This window comes from Thermosporothrix hazakensis (assembly GCF_003253565.1).
GTDB classification, from domain to species: Bacteria; Chloroflexota; Ktedonobacteria; order Ktedonobacterales; family Ktedonobacteraceae; genus Thermosporothrix; species Thermosporothrix hazakensis.
On sequence record NZ_QKUF01000007.1, the window covers coordinates 45,693 to 62,830 of the forward strand.

General features: G+C 51.3%; 12 protein-coding genes and 3 tRNA genes. 6 read left to right on the forward strand and 9 right to left on the reverse strand.

Annotation, left to right across the window (positions count from 1 at the left end):
• The first annotated feature begins 155 nt into the window (after positions 1 to 155).
• The gene (locus tag EI42_RS12130; protein ID WP_111322242.1) at positions 156 to 938 is read left to right on the forward strand and encodes a TIGR01458 family HAD-type hydrolase; all 783 of its coding nucleotides are present in this window, start codon (positions 156 to 158) and stop codon (positions 936 to 938) included.
• Between the two features lie 36 nt (positions 939 to 974).
• Here EI42_RS12130 and EI42_RS12135 read toward each other — a convergent pair whose 3' ends face one another.
• Entirely contained in the window at positions 975 to 3,233 is a 2,259-nt protein-coding gene (locus tag EI42_RS12135; RefSeq protein ID WP_111322244.1) for a sodium-translocating pyrophosphatase, read from the reverse strand.
• A gap of 1,387 nt (positions 3,234 to 4,620) precedes the next feature.
• On the opposite strand from EI42_RS12135, the gene ftsA reads away from it, so the two are divergent.
• Positions 4,621 to 5,856 carry a cell division protein FtsA gene (ftsA, locus tag EI42_RS12145; protein WP_111322248.1) on the forward strand — a complete coding sequence of 412 codons (1,236 nt, stop codon included), beginning with the start codon at positions 4,621 to 4,623 and terminating at the stop codon, positions 5,854 to 5,856.
• A 295-nt stretch (positions 5,857 to 6,151) separates the two neighbouring features.
• Here the strand turns inward: ftsA and EI42_RS12150 are convergent.
• The 5 genes from EI42_RS12150 to EI42_RS12170 all read right to left on the reverse strand — a co-directional run bounded on the left by EI42_RS12150 (position 6,152) and on the right by EI42_RS12170 (position 7,483).
• Positions 6,152 to 6,224: transfer RNA gene (locus tag EI42_RS12150), tRNA-Gly, on the reverse strand.
• Between the two features lie 40 nt (positions 6,225 to 6,264).
• A tRNA-Gly gene (locus tag EI42_RS12155) sits at positions 6,265 to 6,337 on the reverse strand.
• 4 nt (positions 6,338 to 6,341) lie between these two features.
• Positions 6,342 to 6,414: transfer RNA gene (locus tag EI42_RS12160), tRNA-Pro, on the reverse strand.
• A 74-nt stretch (positions 6,415 to 6,488) separates the two neighbouring features.
• The gene (locus tag EI42_RS12165) at positions 6,489 to 6,944 is read right to left on the reverse strand and encodes a hypothetical protein (protein WP_111322250.1); all 456 of its coding nucleotides are present in this window, start codon (positions 6,942 to 6,944) and stop codon (positions 6,489 to 6,491) included.
• 167 nt (positions 6,945 to 7,111) lie between these two features.
• Positions 7,112 to 7,483, reverse strand: a complete 372-nt coding sequence (locus EI42_RS12170; RefSeq protein ID WP_170142567.1) for a response regulator — start codon at positions 7,481 to 7,483, stop codon at positions 7,112 to 7,114.
• Positions 7,484 to 7,716: 233 nt separating this feature from the next.
• Here EI42_RS12170 and EI42_RS12175 point away from each other — a divergent pair, with 233 nt between their 5' ends.
• A complete protein-coding gene (locus tag EI42_RS12175) occupies positions 7,717 to 8,694 on the forward strand; it encodes a GAF domain-containing protein (protein ID WP_111322254.1) in 978 nt (325 codons plus the stop codon).
• 11 nt (positions 8,695 to 8,705) lie between these two features.
• Here EI42_RS12175 and EI42_RS12180 read toward each other — a convergent pair whose 3' ends face one another.
• Together EI42_RS12180 and EI42_RS12185 are read right to left on the reverse strand one after the other, a co-directional pair.
• Positions 8,706 to 10,103, reverse strand: coding sequence for a sigma-54-dependent transcriptional regulator (locus tag EI42_RS12180; protein WP_111322256.1), 1,398 nt, complete (start codon positions 10,101 to 10,103; stop codon positions 8,706 to 8,708).
• Entirely contained in the window at positions 10,100 to 12,436 is a 2,337-nt protein-coding gene (locus EI42_RS12185; RefSeq protein WP_170142568.1) for a sensor histidine kinase, read from the reverse strand. Before EI42_RS12185 ends, EI42_RS12180 begins: the two co-directional genes overlap by 4 nt.
• Before the next feature lie 549 nt (positions 12,437 to 12,985).
• Here EI42_RS12185 and EI42_RS12190 point away from each other — a divergent pair.
• Complete coding sequence (locus EI42_RS12190) at positions 12,986 to 15,019, forward strand: GAF domain-containing protein (RefSeq protein WP_111322260.1); 2,034 nt, start codon at positions 12,986 to 12,988, stop codon at positions 15,017 to 15,019.
• 54 nt (positions 15,020 to 15,073) lie between these two features.
• On the opposite strand, the gene EI42_RS12195 is transcribed toward EI42_RS12190, so the two are convergent.
• Positions 15,074 to 15,718, reverse strand: a complete 645-nt coding sequence (locus EI42_RS12195; RefSeq protein WP_111322262.1) for a TetR/AcrR family transcriptional regulator — start codon at positions 15,716 to 15,718, stop codon at positions 15,074 to 15,076.
• 259 nt (positions 15,719 to 15,977) lie between these two features.
• On the opposite strand from EI42_RS12195, the gene EI42_RS12200 reads away from it, so the two are divergent.
• A complete protein-coding gene (locus tag EI42_RS12200) occupies positions 15,978 to 16,526 on the forward strand; it encodes a histidine phosphatase family protein (RefSeq protein ID WP_111322264.1) in 549 nt (182 codons plus the stop codon).
• Positions 16,527 to 16,609: 83 nt separating this feature from the next.
• A complete protein-coding gene (locus tag EI42_RS12205; RefSeq protein WP_111322266.1) occupies positions 16,610 to 17,131 on the forward strand; it encodes a hypothetical protein in 522 nt (173 codons plus the stop codon).
• The last annotated feature ends 7 nt before the right edge of the window (positions 17,132 to 17,138 follow it).

Here is a 17,138-nt window from a genome sequence, read left to right on the forward strand (position 1 = left end):
GTCCTTGTGTAGAATATTTTTTCCAGTCCCGTCTATTATATCACTTCTCTGCTCTCTTGCGGAGAGGGAGAATGCATGATATAGAATGCATAGAGCGTCCATACTCTCTTCTCGACGAAAAAAGAGTTTCTTCCTCTTTGGAAGGATGAAAGTATATGAAAGGGACAGATACAATTCGTGGCGTGCTGCTTGATATCGATGGGGTGTTGCATGTTGGTATGCAGCCTGTTGCGGGAGCTACCGAAGCGTTAACCTGGCTTGCCGGCAATGGCTATCGTGTTGCCTTTGTGACCAATACAACTACCATGAAGCGGAGCACTCTGGCCGAGCGCTTACAGGCAATCGGTTTGCCAGTGGAGGAAGACGCGATCGTCACAGCTCCTGTGGCGACTGCCAGCTATATTCGCGCGACCTATCCAGACAAACGCTGTTGGGTGATCTCGAAAGGCGACACGACTGACGATTTTGCCGGTATCCCGTTAACAGAAGAGGATGCCGAGGTTGTGGTAATCGGTGGCGCTGAAGAGCTGCTTTCGTATGAGACAATGAACAAGGCATTTCGCTTGTTGATGAAGGGAGCGCCCCTGCTGGCTATGCATAAGAACCTCTACTGGCGAACGACAGAGGGCCTACAGCTTGATAGCGGCCCTTTTGTTTACGCGTTGGAACAGGCGACCGGAAAGCAGGCGGTTGTGCTTGGCAAGCCAGATCGGGCCTTTTTTGAACAGGCTTTGCATTCGCTCGGGGTTGAGGCCTCGGAGGCGCTTATGCTGGGTGATGATGTCGTCAACGATGTCGCGGGGGCGCAAAAGGCCGGGATTCGTGGTGTGCTGGTCTGTACAGGGAAATATTCAGCAGGGACAGCACTGCCAGAGCATATTCAGCCGGATGCTATTTTGCCCTCAATTGCTGATTTGCCTGCGCTCTTACAGCCCTAAAAAGGGACTACCAGCACGGTAGCCCCCTTCTCTCTTCTATCCATGCAGGAGATAGAAAAGTGGTGCAAGGACCAATGTGATCGTGCTGAGCAGCTTAATCAGCACATGGAGTGAGGGCCCGGCGGTATCCTTGAAAGGATCGCCGACGGTGTCACCGATAACACTGGCTTTATGGGCCTCGCTGTTCTTTCCGAGGACAATGCCTTCAGGATCGGTGCGACTGACGACCTGCCCTTTCACATTGGCACGCAGGAAGCCCGACTCAATATATTTCTTGGCGTTATCCCAGGCACCGCCACCATTGTTCAGGAAGAGAGCAACGACGATGCCGCCCATTGTACTAACCATCAGCATGCCTGCTGCGGCCTGTGGACCAAGAATCATCCCAACTGCAATCGGGGTCAGCACAGCAATCGCACCCGGCAGAATCATTGCTCGCAGGGCTCCATTGGTGCTGATATCCACACAGCGCGCATAGTCTGGGTCGACGCGATCGGCTGGATCATCAGCCATAATATTTGGCATCTCGCGGAACTGCCGGCGTACCTCTTCAATCATGCGTTTGGATGCAGTGCCTACGGCTCTGATTGCCAGAGAGCAGAAGAAGAAAATCAGGGTTAGGCCGAGAAGCGCCGCAATAAAGATAGCGATATTAGCGATATCAACCCGATAGACAGTGGCATCATGCTTGAAGCCATACAGGACATCAAGGTATGCACTGAACAGCAGGAAGGCAGCCAGCGCGGCGGAACCGAGCCCATAGCCTTTTGTCAGTGCTTTGGTGGTGTTGCCAACGCTATCGAGCGCATCTGTAATCTGGCGGACGGCTTCGGGCTGCCCGCTCATCTCTGTGATGCCGCCGGCGTTATCAGTGATGGGGCCGAAGGTATCCATTGTCAGCACGTAGGCACAGCTCATCAGCATGCCCACTGTCGCGATCGCTGTCCCGAAGATACCGCTGACATTGATGACCCCCAGCCGTTGCAGCTCAACTGGCAACTGGACCTGACTCCCGAAGAAGTAGGAGAGTCCGAGGGCCGCCGAAATTGCCAGGGCGGGCATGACAACACATTCAAAGCCAATAGTGATCCCGGAAATGATGGTTGTGGCTGGCCCGGTGATCGAGGATTCAGCAATCTCGCGAACCGGTCGCCATGTTCCGGCAGTGTAATACTGGGTGATAAAGACAAAGGCAACGCTCAGTAAGATACCAACACATCCCGCCAACCCATACCAGACCCAGGCCGGGATAGAGTAGTTTGCTGGAACCGCATTTCCGCCAAGTAACAGATAGCTTCCCAGGAAAATACCTATCACGGAGATGATACAGGTAATGTAGTAGCCAATATTGAGCTGATTCATTGCGATCTGGCTTGGGTCGCGTCCCACGGCCTTATCGGGCTCAATGACATTTGAGGCGCGAACATACAGCACGCCGATGGCAGAGGCGATAATCCCGAAAGCTCCAACCACGAGTGGAAAGAGCATCCAGCCGATGTTTCCCGTTGCCTGATAGAGCGTCGCCCCGAGAATCATCGTACCGATATTCTCGGCGGCAGTGGACTCAAAGAGGTCGGCACCGCGTCCGGCACAGTCTCCCACGTTATCGCCGACCAGATCGGCAATAACGGCGGGGTTTCGTGGATCATCTTCCGGGATATTGGCCTCAACCTTTCCCACAAGGTCTGCGCCGACGTCGGCAGCTTTTGTGTAGATGCCGCCACCAAGCTGGGCGAAGAGGGCGACAAAACTGGCACCAAAACCAAAGCCAACAAGCAAGGAGGGTGTATGTCCTGCATTAACATATCCCCCAAAAAGGAGAAAGAGGGCGGAGACTCCGAGGAGCGAAAGCGCCACAACCAGAAAGCCTGAAACAGCGCCGCCGCGTAAAGAAACGACCAGCGCTTCACCGAGGCTGCGCCTGGCCGCGCTGGCTGTACGGCTGTTTGACTGTACCGCAACATACATTCCAATATATCCCGAGATGCCTGAGCAGAGTGCTCCGACCAGGAACGCTACTGCGGTATGCCATGCAAGATCAATTTTGTCTGCTTGAGAACCCTGTCCAAGAAAGGCAAGCGCTGCAGCAACTACCAGCCCCACCACAATGGAAAGAAGAGCGATTGTACGATACTGGCGATTCAGATAGGCTGTCGCACCTGCGAAAATAGCGTTTGCAATCTTTTGCATTTCAGGTGTGCCGCGATCTTTACGAAGCACATAGGAGACAAGGTATGCTGCAAACAGCACAGCGAGTAGGCCCACGACAATGGGAACCCAGATGAAGTTAACCATTGTAAAAAAACTTCCTCCATAAGACAGTAAGCATCTCCCAACATTGCTTTGTCAGGATGAGGCTGTCTCTCAAAGGTGGCTAAGCGGAAGATGGGTACCTTATCGAGCAGCGATCTGGTACAGCTTTTAGTAGAACGTCTTTATTATTTATCATACTGGATTGTCTTTCGTCAAGATTGTAATATTTGCGATAAATCTCCATAGAAATCGTTTCATCTTTCTATGAAAGCGCACCCTGTGCCGATTCTTATGCTTTTCAGTAAGTCTTTTTCTGCTGAATTCGATAAATGAAAAATGAAATAGGTAGTCAGTTTTATCCAGTGGTTGTGCTTTTTTATGTCGCTTCTCGGTCTGGAATATGACAGTATATTCCCTTTTTGGTGAATGCTGCTCTGCTTTCATCAAGAAGGGCGAGTGCTACACATTTCTCAGAGGATCCTTGCAAAGGCGTGCGACACCGTGTCCACTTCCTGCCCTGTCGGAATGTCTGGAAGCATGGATAGACAAATTTTGGTATATGCAAGCGTTCATAGAGAGATGATAGGTTTTTCATGCTGAAAGAGAGAGTCAGCCAGATAAGACGACAGGGTTGATTACTATTTTTGAGAAACTGGTGTATACTGTAAATGAAGAGGTGAAAACAACTCCAGCTTCGCCTTAAATGTCCTGAACAAATTCTCCATGCAACTCGGATTGAAGAGCAAGCGTCCATCACTTCGTATTCTCTTCCTTTCCTGGAAAAGGCAGTGTTACCGGTTGCGGTACGCGTTCAACCCCTTTGTTTCTCCTGGTTTCAGCGATAGTCAAACCGGAGCACAAAGCAGAAGAGACGCAGCGCTGCATGGGGAACAGGCGCAACACTCATTGGTCGTCCCCTCCAGGGTAATAGAGACGGGAAGCACTTTTCTGACAATACAAACTATACGCGTTTTCTCCCTGTCCCTCTTGCCCTCATGATGACCTATAGAAGATAATAATGAGTAAAGATAAGCGCCTTTTCCATAAAGAAAGTGGAAAATAAGAAGTTGATGTCTGGTAAGAGTCGCTGAGGTGGCGTCATCTTTCCAGTTTTCCTGATATCCTACTTTCGTCGTAATTATGCGGGAGAGTTCTCTAGGTCGTTATTCTACTTTTGGAGCATGATGCTTTTCTTCCCTCTCAGTATACTGGTGGATGAATGGTACCGGGCGCATGGATGGCGTTGAGCGGGGATGGGTGCAGGCCTTCCCTGTGATGCACTTGCCACTCATTTTTTCTCTGGGGCATAGCGTGAATTTCACTTTTTCGCAATCATCTGGTATCTTTCTTCCCTCCTGAACCAGTATAAGTATATAGATGCTTGTTTGCAAGGGTATCTGATTTGTAGTGATTTGTAGGAGCACCTGGAATGAAAGAGCGCGTTATTGCTAGTGTTGATGTGGGAACAACAAAGGTCAGCGTTTTAATTGGTGAGATTGACCAGGATGGGGAATTGATAATTACTGGTGCGAGCTCTTGTCCGGCTCGCGGTTTGAAGCGGGGAATGATTATCCATATGGAGGACGCTATATCCTCAATCGCTGCTGCACTGGAGCGAGCCGAACGGTTAGCGGGTAAACGAATCTCCACTGCGTATATTGGAGTATCTGGAACGCATATTGCTTCTCTGAATAGTAGCGGGTGTGTAGCTATTTCTCCTTATGGTCGCGATATTGCTGAGGACGATGTGGACCGTGCCCTTGAAATTGCGCGGGCGGTTGCGCTTCCTGCTAATCGCGAAGTTGTGCATGTGGTGCCACGCGGGTATAGTGTGGATGGCGTCTATGGCATTCAGAACCCGATCGGTATGTCCGGCTTTCGGCTGGAAGTGGATACCCATATCGTGACCGGAGCGGTCTCTTCTTTGCTGAATCTGACGCGCTGCGTCCAGCATGCGGGGATCGAGGTTGAGCAACTGGTGGTGAGCTCACTGGCGGCGAGCGAAGCAGTGTTAAATGAGGGTGAAGCCGAGATGGGGATTGTGGTGCTTGATATCGGCGGTGGAACAACAGATATGGCGATCTTTGCGGATGGCGCTGTCTGCCATACGGCTGTGCTTCCTATTGGCGGCAACCTGATCACCAATGATATTGCGATCGGGCTGCGGCTTCCGATTTCTGTTGCGGAGCAGTTGAAAATTCTGTATGGGCATTCCAATCCGGCGGCAATCCGGGATGATGATATGATTGATCTGATGCCTTTTATCACCGGCTGTAGTGATCTGGTGCCGCGCAAGCTCCTCTCAGAGATTATCGAAGCCCGGGTTGAAGAGCTGTGTGGTATGGTGCTGAATGAAATCAGGAAGGCAGGATATGAAGGGCTCTTGCCCGCGGGCATTGTGTTGACGGGAGGAAGCGCGAACCTGCCGGGAATTCGTACGACAATGAACCAGTATGTGGATCTGCCCACGCGGGTCGGTGCACCATTCGATCTCTATAGTTTTAATGAGTCAGTCAATCAGCCTGCATATGCAACGGCTGCTGGTCTGTTGCTCTGGGGAATGCGGTATGCTTCGTCCCCGGCTTATGAAGAGCGCATCACCGAAGATCCCGCGCCAATTGCTATCTCACCACTTGAGCGTTTCGTGAAAGCGCTTATATCATAGATTAGCACAGCGACGTTTTCGTGTTGTATGTCATAAGAGTATGCTGTTTTTGAGCATTCTAAATCTATGTATTGATATGTATTAGATAAGAGTATGATCAATCAGGTGTCTGGAAAGAGAGCAAAATGCTGGTGGATGAAGGATATTATCTGCTTATACCATGCTAGCTGAAGGATGGGCCGGGTGTACGCATGCTCTGTATTGTGATAAGAAGGGGTACAGAGCATGCCCTGCCACTGAGTTGTAGTAGGGGGGCAAAAAAAAGCCCCTTTGCCGCAGCAAAGAGACTGAAGAGAGCGGGAGACGGGACTCGAACCCGCGACATTCTGCTTGGAAGGCAGGCACTCTACCAACTGAGTTACTCCCGCAGATGGCATGAGCTTTCAGGGTTTCCCTGTAGGGGAGAAGAGCGGGAGACGGGACTCGAACCCGCGACATTCTGCTTGGAAGGCAGGCACTCTACCAACTGAGTTACTCCCGCAATATCGGGATGCGCGGACTCGAACCGCGGACCTCCTGCTCCCAAAGCAGGCGCGCTACCAACTGCGCTACACCCCGTTAGCGTGATAGAAATATAGCATGCTTCCGCCGACTTGTCAAGTACCCCGGGGCCGGGAATTTCGCACGAACTGCTACTTCTTTTTTCGTCTGTAGCGCAACTTGAGCATGAGCAGATTCCACTGCGTCCTGATCTGGTCGAACGGGCCACGACGTAGCGGCGTAATGGTGACGTTTCCATAACGATACGAACGGGGACGGTGAGGCCGAAAGAGAAAGTGGGAGAATGCAACCAGGAATATGCAGAGTGTGGCAATGGTTGCAAAGATACCGGTATAAAGGTCGGCGTAGTCGTGTGGTCGAGCGTAGGCGAAGCCTCCTCCAATCAGGGCACAGAGGATGCCGATGAGGAGTAGCCAATCTGTTTTGGATAAGCGCAGGTTGAAGTGCGGGCGAGATTGCTTTGAGGCAGAGGAGTCAAACCGTTTGCGCGAACGGTAGGCAGGTGTGCGTTGTGCTCCTGTTTCTGCATCTGAGTGTTCCAGATTGCGCAGGATTTCCTCTATCTCGCGTTCATATCTGTTAGGCATAGCGGCTCTGCTTCCTTGAACTCTATAGACCCTTCTGTTCGTAATGATACCAACTTTTGGACGTAGAAACAAGTGTTTTTGTTTCCAATTGGCTCAGGGAATAAAGCAGCGGGGATACCCGGCTGTTTCCCTCTATTTAAGTATACGACTGATTCTAAGTCTCTGCCTCAACTCAGTATACATTGTACCCGCTTGACAAGCTCCAGGGGATGAAATGGTTTGGACACATGCTGCACTGCTCCCAAATCCTTGCTGATCCGAGCGTAGATGCTCTCTGCATGCGCTGTAATGATCATAATGGGTATATGTTTGGTCCGCTTTGAGTGTCGTAATACCTGGCAGAGACGGTAGCCGTTCTCGCCGGGCATCGTGATATCCAGGATGATGAGGTCAGGGAGGCGCTCGATTGCCAGCTTTTCCTGTAATTGCGCTCCATTGGCTGCCGTGCTGACGTCAAAGCCGTGAAGGGTAAGGACAAAAGAGGCAATTTCTCGCACTTCGTTATCGTCATCGACCACCAGAATTTTTCGCCGCATCATTCTCCATCCTTTCTTCAACCACAGCATATCGCTTATGCTTGTATTTTCCAATAGAAGCAAACAGAAACGACTGGTATACTTTCATTACTATTTCCTACAATGCTTGCTTTATTTTATATAGGAAGAGAGAACGTTTTCCTGTTGACTCTGTATACTTTCTCTGTTATCATAGGCAAAAGAGTTATATCTGAATAATTGAAACCGCTACAGTTCATGAAAAAGGCGTATCGTATATGGGTACATCGCTTCAACCCTGGATGAAGGTTTTGCAGGGCGGTATCAAATCTCCGGCAGAGCGCCGCCGACTGGCTCAGGCGTTGCATGTCGCCCCGATGACGCTGACACGTTGGGCAAACGGCGAATCCCAACCCAACAGACAGCATCTGGCTCGTCTGGCTCAGGTGGCAGGTTCTAGCTACCGTCAGGATCTCCTCTCCGCATTACAAGCTCAATATCCCGATTTTCAGAACTGGCTGATGGAAGGTGTTTCCTCCACTATTCCTTCTGCTTTTTTTGCCCGCGTCCTGCGTGAACGTACGATGACAACCGAAAGCCTGATTTTCTGGCGGCTTTCCGAGCTGATCCTTGAACAGGCACTTGAGCAACTGGACCCGCAGAAGGCCGGTATGGCTGTCAGGCTCATTCTCTGTATGCCTCCGCGTGAGGATGGCAATGTGTGGAGCCTGCGCCAGTGTCTCGGGCGAGGTGTCCATCCCTGGAACACAAACCTTGAACACGAGGTGCTGTTTCTGGGATATGAATCTCTCTCCGGGTATGCCATTCATTCCGGGCAGCTCCGCTATGATAATGATCTGCGTGTCAGCAACAGGCTTTTCCCTGCTATCCGGGATAAGTATGAGGTCAGTGCCGCTGCATATCCTCTGCGTTTTGAGGGCAATATTGCCGGGTGTTTGCTGGCCTCAAGCCATGTTGCGCAGCATTTCAATGAGACACGGCTGGCTTTGCTGGCTACTTTTGGTGACCTCCTCTCGCTGGCATTAACGCGCAGGGAAGATTTTTATCCTCCTTCTCGAATTGCCCTGAAGGTGATGCCCGAACCGGCGAGACAGGAAGGACCGATCAGTACGTTTCGTCAGCGTGTCACCCGGATCTACCAGCGCGCTGCGGCACAGCATCAGGCTATTACTGCGGAAGAAGCAGAGATGGAGGCCTGGAAAGAGATTGAATATGAGTTACTGACATTACCATAGGACCCTCTCTCTTATTCGATACCATGCTTGCGCATCAGATAGCGTAGCTGGTCGACTTTGGCAAAGCCTAGCAATTCTGCGGCTCGGGTGCGATTATGTTTGGTCATTTCCAGCGCCCAACGAATAAAGTGTTGCTCTATCTGTTCCGTGATCTTTTCCAGCGAGACAGCGCCCAATGGATGAGAGTTCAACCATTGATCCCAGGGATCAAGGGACGAAGCCGGGCGCTGCTTCTCATTGCCAACAATCTCCTGTGGCAGATGAGCGGGGAGTAGTTCATCACTGGAACTGAGAATCATGGCTCGCTCGATCACATTTTTCAGTTCGCGCACATTCCCGGGCCAGCTATAGCGTAGCAGCAGTTGTTGCGCTTCAGGCGAGATCTTATGCACATTACGTCCGAGGGAGCGGTTAAACTCCTCTATAAAGCGGGCGGCCAGCAACAGAATATCACCCGGGCGCTCGCGCAACGGTGGAAGCGTGATTTTCAGCACTGCAAGCCGATAATAGAGATCAGAGCGAAAGAGCCCCTCTTTCATGGCCTGCTCGAGATCTCGATTGGTAGCCGCCAGAACGCGGACGTTGATCCTCACCTCTTTGTTCCCACCAAGCCGAAAGAATGACCGGGTTTCCAGCACACGCAGCAGTTTTGCCTGCATATCAAGTGGCATCTCACCAATTTCGTCGAGGAACAGCGTTCCGCCTTCGGCAAGCTCAAGGAGGCCACGCTTTTGCTTTTTAGCATCAGTGAACGCATATTGTTCATAGCCGAACAGTTCACTTTCCAGCAAATTTTGAGCGATTGCCGCACAATTCAATGGATGAAATGGGCCAGAGGAACGGCTACTCTGCTCATGGATGGCGCGGGCGACAACCTCTTTCCCGGTGCCACTTTCTCCCATAATCAGGACCGAGGCATCACTGCGAGCGACCTTGTCTACCAGCGCAAAGACGGCTCGCATGCGTTCACTCTGCCCCACGATATGACTGAAGTGGTAGTTGTCGCTTCTTTCCTGTCTGAGCTGGCGTAATTCGCGCGACATAGCACTTGTTTCAAGGGCTCGTTGCACTACCAATAGCAATTCTTCCAGATCAAAGCCTTTCAGAAGATAATCTGATGCGCCAAGCTTCATCGCCTTGACTGCTGTCTGCACATCGCCGTGGGCGGTAAGAATCACAACCGGAAGCTCCGCATCCATTGTGCGAATCTGCTGCAAAACTTCCAGGCCACTCAGACCGGGCAGACGAAGATCCAGGAGTACAAGATCAATAGGGTTATGTTGTAGCTCACGCAAGCCAGATAGGCTATCCGCTGCGGTATAGACTTCGTATCCTCGCTTTTTGAGAAATCGTGCCAGTTGGTGCGGTAAATGAGGCTCATCGTCGATAATAAGGATACTCAGACTCATAGCTTACCTCGTATACTGCCCTGCTCCGGGCGGGTTTCAGCTTCGGGTATGCCGGGCAGGCGCACCGTCATAGTAGTACCTTTGCCCGGGTGACTCTCAACTTTGATATATCCTCCATGATCTTCGACCAGACGGCGGGTGATTGCCAGACCCAGTCCAATACCATGCGCTTTGGTCGTAAAGAACGGCTGAAAGATACGTTCAAGCTGCTCAGGCGTGATGCCTCGTCCGGTATCGTGTACCGAGAGATCGACCCAGAAGGCGGCATGCGGTGGTATGGAACTTCCCGGGCGCAACAGGCCGGACATGGTCAGGTTTGATGCCTGTTCCTGGCTCTCGCGCCAGACTTCCTCTGCCGAACGCTGCTGACAGCGAACAGTGAGTGTGCCGCCATCCTGCATCGCCTGCAACGCGTTGAGGTAGAGATTAAACAGAACCTGTTCTATCTGCCCACTATCGACCCGAAGCAGCGGAACCTGCTCGTAAGCGCGTTGAACGGTAATCTGCGCCGCTTCGCACTGGCTTTGTAGTGCATGCAGCACTCGATCGCTGATTTCTGGTAGATAGCATGGGGTACGCTGTAGCTGTCGGGGTTTGGCGAACAGAAGCAGATCACGCACAATGGCGTCGAGACGCTCGATCTCTTTGAGAACCACAGACGCTGATCCCTGTAGATCTTGCATGTCATCGATTGTAGGGCTTTCATTTAGATCTTCCAGCATCAATTGCATTGATGTTTTGATTGAAGCCAGCGGATTTCTGACTTCATGAGCAACATTTGCGGCCATTTCGCCCAGCGTTGCCAGCCGGTCAAGCCGTCGTTTCTCTTCTTCAAGCCGTTGCAGAAGGGTGATATCTGTAAACGTAATCAGGGTGCCGCCCTGCGTGTTATGCAGCCGTTGAATATTGACATCCAGCAGAATACTGCGCTCATGGCGGTCTCTGGTTTGGAGCGTGCCCCTGCTGCCTGTCTTGATCGGCCCTGTTGATTGCTCGCTGCCCAGGGCCGGGTGTTCCCCGGTGCGAGATAGCTCAAGCTCCGGATTGGGGATAAAGTGCCGTAGATCAAGAATATGGTCTAGTGGCTGACCAATAACCTCGCGCGAGTGATAGCCGAGAATCGTCTTTGCGGCACGATTAAAAGAGGTAATGACGCCGTTGGCATCGGTTGTTATCAGCCCGCTTGGAATACTCTCTAGAATAAGCTCTTTGAAACGTCGGTCGTCGAGAACCTGTCGTAACAGCTTTCGCGCTTCATTGCGGGCCTCAATCACTTCAAGCAGCAGATGGCTGTTTTCTAGAATGGCTCCGGCCTGATTTGCCAGCACGCACAGTAGGGCCAGCTCCCCCTTGCGTATTTTCCAGGGACGATAGAAGCCACCCGCAAGAATACCCTGGAGACGAGGATAGCGCAGCGGCTCCTGAACGCGGTTTTTGTCTGGGTGTGGAGCTTCACCATGTTGACTGAGCAGCGGGACGGCAAAAAAGGTCTTGATTGTGCCTGGCAGATAGGAGAGTAGTGCGGCAGTCTGCGGGGTTCCGGGCTGTTCCAGCAGGAGCGGCTCAGCGGAGTGGTTTTTCTGGAACAGGCGAAACAGGGCTTCTCGCATCAGGGGCGAAAGCCAGGAAGCGTCATCCTGCTGGTCGGGAGCTGTTAGTAGCACACAGACATCTGCGGTAGAGATGTTTTTTGCCTGCTGTAGTACCAGGTTATGCAGGCGTTCCGGCGCGTTCAGGGTGCTATGGAGCCTCGTATTGATGGTATTGAGCAGGGTAAGTTCGCGCATCCGTTCCTGATCGCGTTCCAGCAGTCGACTATTTTCGAGTAAAAGTGCAATGACGCCACTGAGTGCGCCGACAATCTGCACTTCCTCTGCACTCCATATCGATGGGAGTGTTCTCTGTTCCTGCTCACTTTCTTCAAAGGTTGCACCGCGAATGGCGACCAGAACGCCGATCCGATGGTGCCGATAGACGAGCGGCACTGCCAGCAGCGTCGGCTGTGTGGCTGGCACAAAGATAATATGTCCTTCGCGCCATGCGCAGGCCTCTGGTGTGTTGCTGGTGAGGCTCAACGGATTGATATGTGCGACAGTGAGAAGGGCGGCCGACCAGCCGGGCTTGTCATCAAATGAGCCTGCGACAAATTGCAGCGTGTCCTCGATACGCTGATACAGGAGAACGCAGCGACAATGAAGTAGTGAGGTCAGGCGGCGCGGCAAGCTATCCAGTAGTGTGCGGTAGTCTACAATCGCGCTGCAATCGTGGAGCAGTGCGTTGACTATTGCAGGCGTATGTAACATATCTGTCTGATGCTGCTGTACTTCTGCCATCACAACCCCTTCGTACACAGTCCGCAAGCTTTTGGCACGTCTACCCTCGGGCAGAACCCGCATCCAGTCGCAGCAAAGATCGAATTTTTGTGAACCGGAGAAGCGGGTCAAACATCTTTTATCGATCAGGTATCACTACTATACCAGATGTGAGCATACATTGCACGAAGATACGGGGATTCATGAATAGACTGTCATTATTTGGCGAGCAGCCTACTCGCATTGTAGAAAGAGAAGTTATGCATTGAGGAGAAGAAACGATACTACAGTATATCTTATGTGGAGGTTTTTTGTCGAGTTTTGCTATGGCATGAGGGCGCTTTCCACTGGACGGGTAGGCGGAAAAAGAGTACAATAGCTCATGCGCAATTATGTATGGAATGTCCATAATTGCGTTCATTTGTAGCAGCAATTGATGGAAGGGAAAGGGGTACCTTTGTAATCGATTGCGCAAAAAAGAGAATTGATCGTATACTTTCCCTCCTTCTTTTTGCAGGTGCACTGTTTTTGCTTGTCCATATAGCTTTGTTTTAAGGTAAGGGAGGTTTCATGTCATCCAGGGCCGGTTCAAATCAACTGCCTTCTTCTGCTGAACCTGTGGAGAAAACTCTTGAGCGTCTGCGTCAGGAGAATAGCAGGTTACAGAAAATGCTTGAGCTACGGTCCCAGGAGAACGCGCTTCTCAATGAAGTGATCTCTACGGTTGGGTCCACGCTCAAAATGGATGAGGTGCTGCGCCGTTTATTGGATGCGGTAATGCGTGCAACCTCCTGTGATGTCGCATCTATTTATCTGTATGACAGTGATAAAGAGCGACTGGTGTTAGCCAGTGCAACGGAGCACTATCAATCTCTGGTAGGCCGGATTACGATCGCGCTTGGTGAAGGAATCACGGGGTGGGCGGCGCTTCATCGTAAGCCGATCTATCTACGCGAAGAGGCGCTTTCTGATCCACGTTTTCATTATATTCCTGAATTACATGAAGAGCAGTTTCAGTCTATTCTTAGTGTGCCGATTATTGGCAAAGATAATCGGTTGACAGGTGTCATCACGCTCCAGGCGGTAGCTCCTCATGAATTTACCAAGCAGCATCGCAGCTTTATCAGTAATATCGCTGCCCTGGTTGCCAGTGCGATAGAGAACGCGCAACTCTATGAGAGTACACAGCGAAAGCTCAGTATTTTAACCTCTCTCTCGGTCTTAAGCCAGACAATCAGTTCTGGTCTCTATTTAGATGATATGCTTCGCTCGCTTGCCACTCTGACCGTCCAGATTATGGAAGTTGATCTCTGCGTGATTATGCTGATGGATCAAACCCGGGATGGGGAAGGAGTGCGCAATGCTCGACGGTTAACCGTGCATGCCACGGCTCCGAACCTGAACGAACACGCACGCATGCAGACAATCAACGTAGATCGGCATACACTGGAGCAGCTACGCGAATTACAGAACCCTGAGCTACTGGTTCCCCCGTTGGAAGAAGAGGAGGAGGTTGAGGGCGGCTCTTTTGGGCAGCTAAACCCGTTACGTGGCTCGAAATATAAAGCGTTGATCTCCGCACCTCTGATTGCTGGAGCGGAACAACTGGGTCTGATTAACTGCTACAGCAGCAAATCGCGTCGCTTTACGTCGGAAGATCAAACCCTGCTGACCACGATTGCCAATCAGGTCGCGATGGCGATTAAGAATAGTTATTTGATGAATCAGCTTGCGCAGAAGAACATGGTTAAGGGGTTCTTTGAGGATCTGATGCAGGGGCGGCTAGAATTGGAAGATTCGCTGCGGCAACGGGCGCGTTTTCTCGGTTGCGATCTCAGCAAGCCACATGCTGTGCTGATGGTCGAAATCACGCGCCAGGAGGAGCGGCCTGCTGATAGTGGCCGTTCAGGAGAGGAAAAGCGCTTCGCCTCGGGGGGCACGCCCCAGACGACGTATAAGAGCATTAACAGTATGGTGTGGCGGCGTGTGCAGGATAGTTTCCCGGGCTCGGTATTTTATGAGCAGGAGAATGTGCTGACGTTCCTGATTGCATTGCATAAGGATGTGAGCGGCGGTCGCTTAAAACGCTGGCTGCAAGATCTGGCGTATCAGCTCTATAGTGAGTATCGGATAGTGTTGAGTATCGGTATTGGGAATGCCTGTCGTACCATCCCCGATTATCGTCAGGGGTTTATGGAGGCGCAGGAAGCGCTACAAATCGGGACAAGCCTGCATCATGAGCAGGATAGTATGCAGCGCGAGCATTTCTGTGTCACCCATTTTAATGACCTCGGTGTGTATCGTTATCTATATAAGATTGCCTATATGGATAATTTGCGTGATGTGTTTCAGGAACAGATTGCGCAAATTGATACGTACGATAAGCGCAAGAACACCGATCTACTGGATACGCTCGAAACCTATCTCGAATGTGCGGGGAACTTGACCAGAACCGCGGAACGTTTATATGTGCATCGTAATACGTTAATTCAGCGTCTGGAGCGGCTTCAATCCCTTTGCAGCATTGATTTACAGGAGCGGAAAAACTGGCTGACCTTACAGGTTGCCATTAAGGTATACAAATTGCGCTCGCGAGGCGAATAAGCGCCATGTGGGACTCGTTCAAAACGGGTCCCCATTTTTGCGGGGGGTTTGATACTATGAGCCCTGGGCGGCAACTCCCTTGAAGTAGACGCGAGCGAGGTATCTTGCGACCTCTTCCGGGGTCATATGATCTTCGACAATCAGGCGCTCATAGCTGCGGGGCGAAGTCAGGCTGAAGAAAACACTGACCATAATGTTTGTTGGGGTATCTTTATCAACGCTGCCGTTTGCTTTTCCCTCCTCCAGCACCTTCGCGATCCGATCGGCCAGCGCTCTCCATGTCTCTTGTAATGTCTTGTTGCCCTCGTTCTTCTCCATTAGAATACGTTTCGAGTCCGGGCTATGGAATATTGCATACAGAAGCTGCATTTGTCGGCTATAGAAGCCAGTATAAAATTGAAGGAGAATTGCCTCTAGCTTGGCCTGAGGTGTGGTATCGGCATCGAGAGTCAAATCAATATCTGAGAGGATCTTCTGCATGCTTCGTGCGAAAATGGCAGCAAGGATTTCCTCTTTACTTGAGAAGTGGAGGTAGATGGTTCCTTTTGCGATGCCAACGCGAGCAGCGATCTCATCAACAGAGGCTTCATGGTAGCCTTTCTGTGTGAAAACCTCTTCGGCTGCCGCAAGGATGAGTCGCTCCCGTTCCTGACGCTGTTTCTCTTTCAGAGAACGGTGAGAGGTGGATGTATGCTGCATGCTCTGTCCTTCCTGGGGGTCCGGTTTTTGAGGCTCCTGCCCGTGCTGTGTTTTCTCATACAATGAGTTCGTTCATGATGACTATGTAGTCATAATTTTAGATGTCAGTCAGGATATTGTCAAGCTTGTCTATTCTCTCATGGACTCAGTTTGTCCCGGCTTGTAATGGGGCGTAGAGGCATGGTAGGCTGCCAGCAAGGCCGTATCTGGCTGTAAGGTATCAAGAATTCGTTTTTTCTGATATACAGGAAAATAACCAATGGAAAAAGTAATCTATATTGTGCGCCATTGTGAGGCGCTTGGACAGGCACCTGAGGCTCCTTTATCGGTACGTGGCAAAGAGCAAGCAGAGGAACTGGCCGCTTTTTTGCTGCAACAGGCATCTATTGAGCGTATTATCTCCAGTCCGTATAAGCGGGCGGTTGACTCAATTGCTCCCCTGGCCCGGGAGCTTGGGCTTGAGATTGAGCTGGATGAGCGGCTGAAAGAGCGGGTGCTAAGCGCTGGCCCGCTGGAGAACTGGCTTGAATGTTTACGCCAGAGCTTTGTGGATGTGGATCTCTGTTTTGAGGGTGGCGAAAGTGGGCGAGCAGCGCAGAAGCGTGCGCGGGCCGTTGTTCAGGAGGCGCTGGCGACTCCTGCACAGAGCACGCTGCTTGTCTCGCATGGCAACCTGACTGCACTTTTATTGCACTCGTTTGATACCAGCTATGGTTTTGAAACGTGGAAGATGATGACCAATCCAGATGTCTTCTGTGTGACAATGAAAGCTCTTCCCATCGTGGAACGGATCTGGCAGAAACGTTGATGCGCTATGGAAAAAGTGGGAGGGCGCGTGGTACAGTAAGAGAACGAGCATAAATATTGTCAGGTGAAAAAAGGAGATGAATCGTGGCACCTGCCGATTATCCTGAGGAACAACAGCGGAGAAGAAGAGCGTCTATCCTGGGACAAAGTCATAGTCTCTCGGATGAAGAGGCCCGAATGATTCAACAGATGATCCGCGAAGAACAGCAGACTTCACGGCAGCTTACTATTCCCGAGGAAGACCTTGCGGAAGAGGCGACAACCAAAATGCGCCCGGAAGTGGAGCGCGTGGTGCATGTGAGCCGTGTACGTCAAATTCTTGAGATGTTCAACCGCGACTTTCTCTATGGACAGGGTCGCTTTGATGAATATAAAGATGGTCTGATCCTCAAATGGGGTGATGGCTACTCGCGTAAACGCATCTGGATTACGGTTGAGGATAATAACCTCATCATGGAGACCAGCCATTTTAAGAAGTGTGCGAAGGAGTACTGCACCGGCACGCATCATGTGCTGACTCCCGAACTGTATATGAATCTGGATATCTTGAATCAGGAACTGGGGGATCGGTTCCGACGCCCGGTCTACGAGCGTACCGAAGACTAGAAGAGGA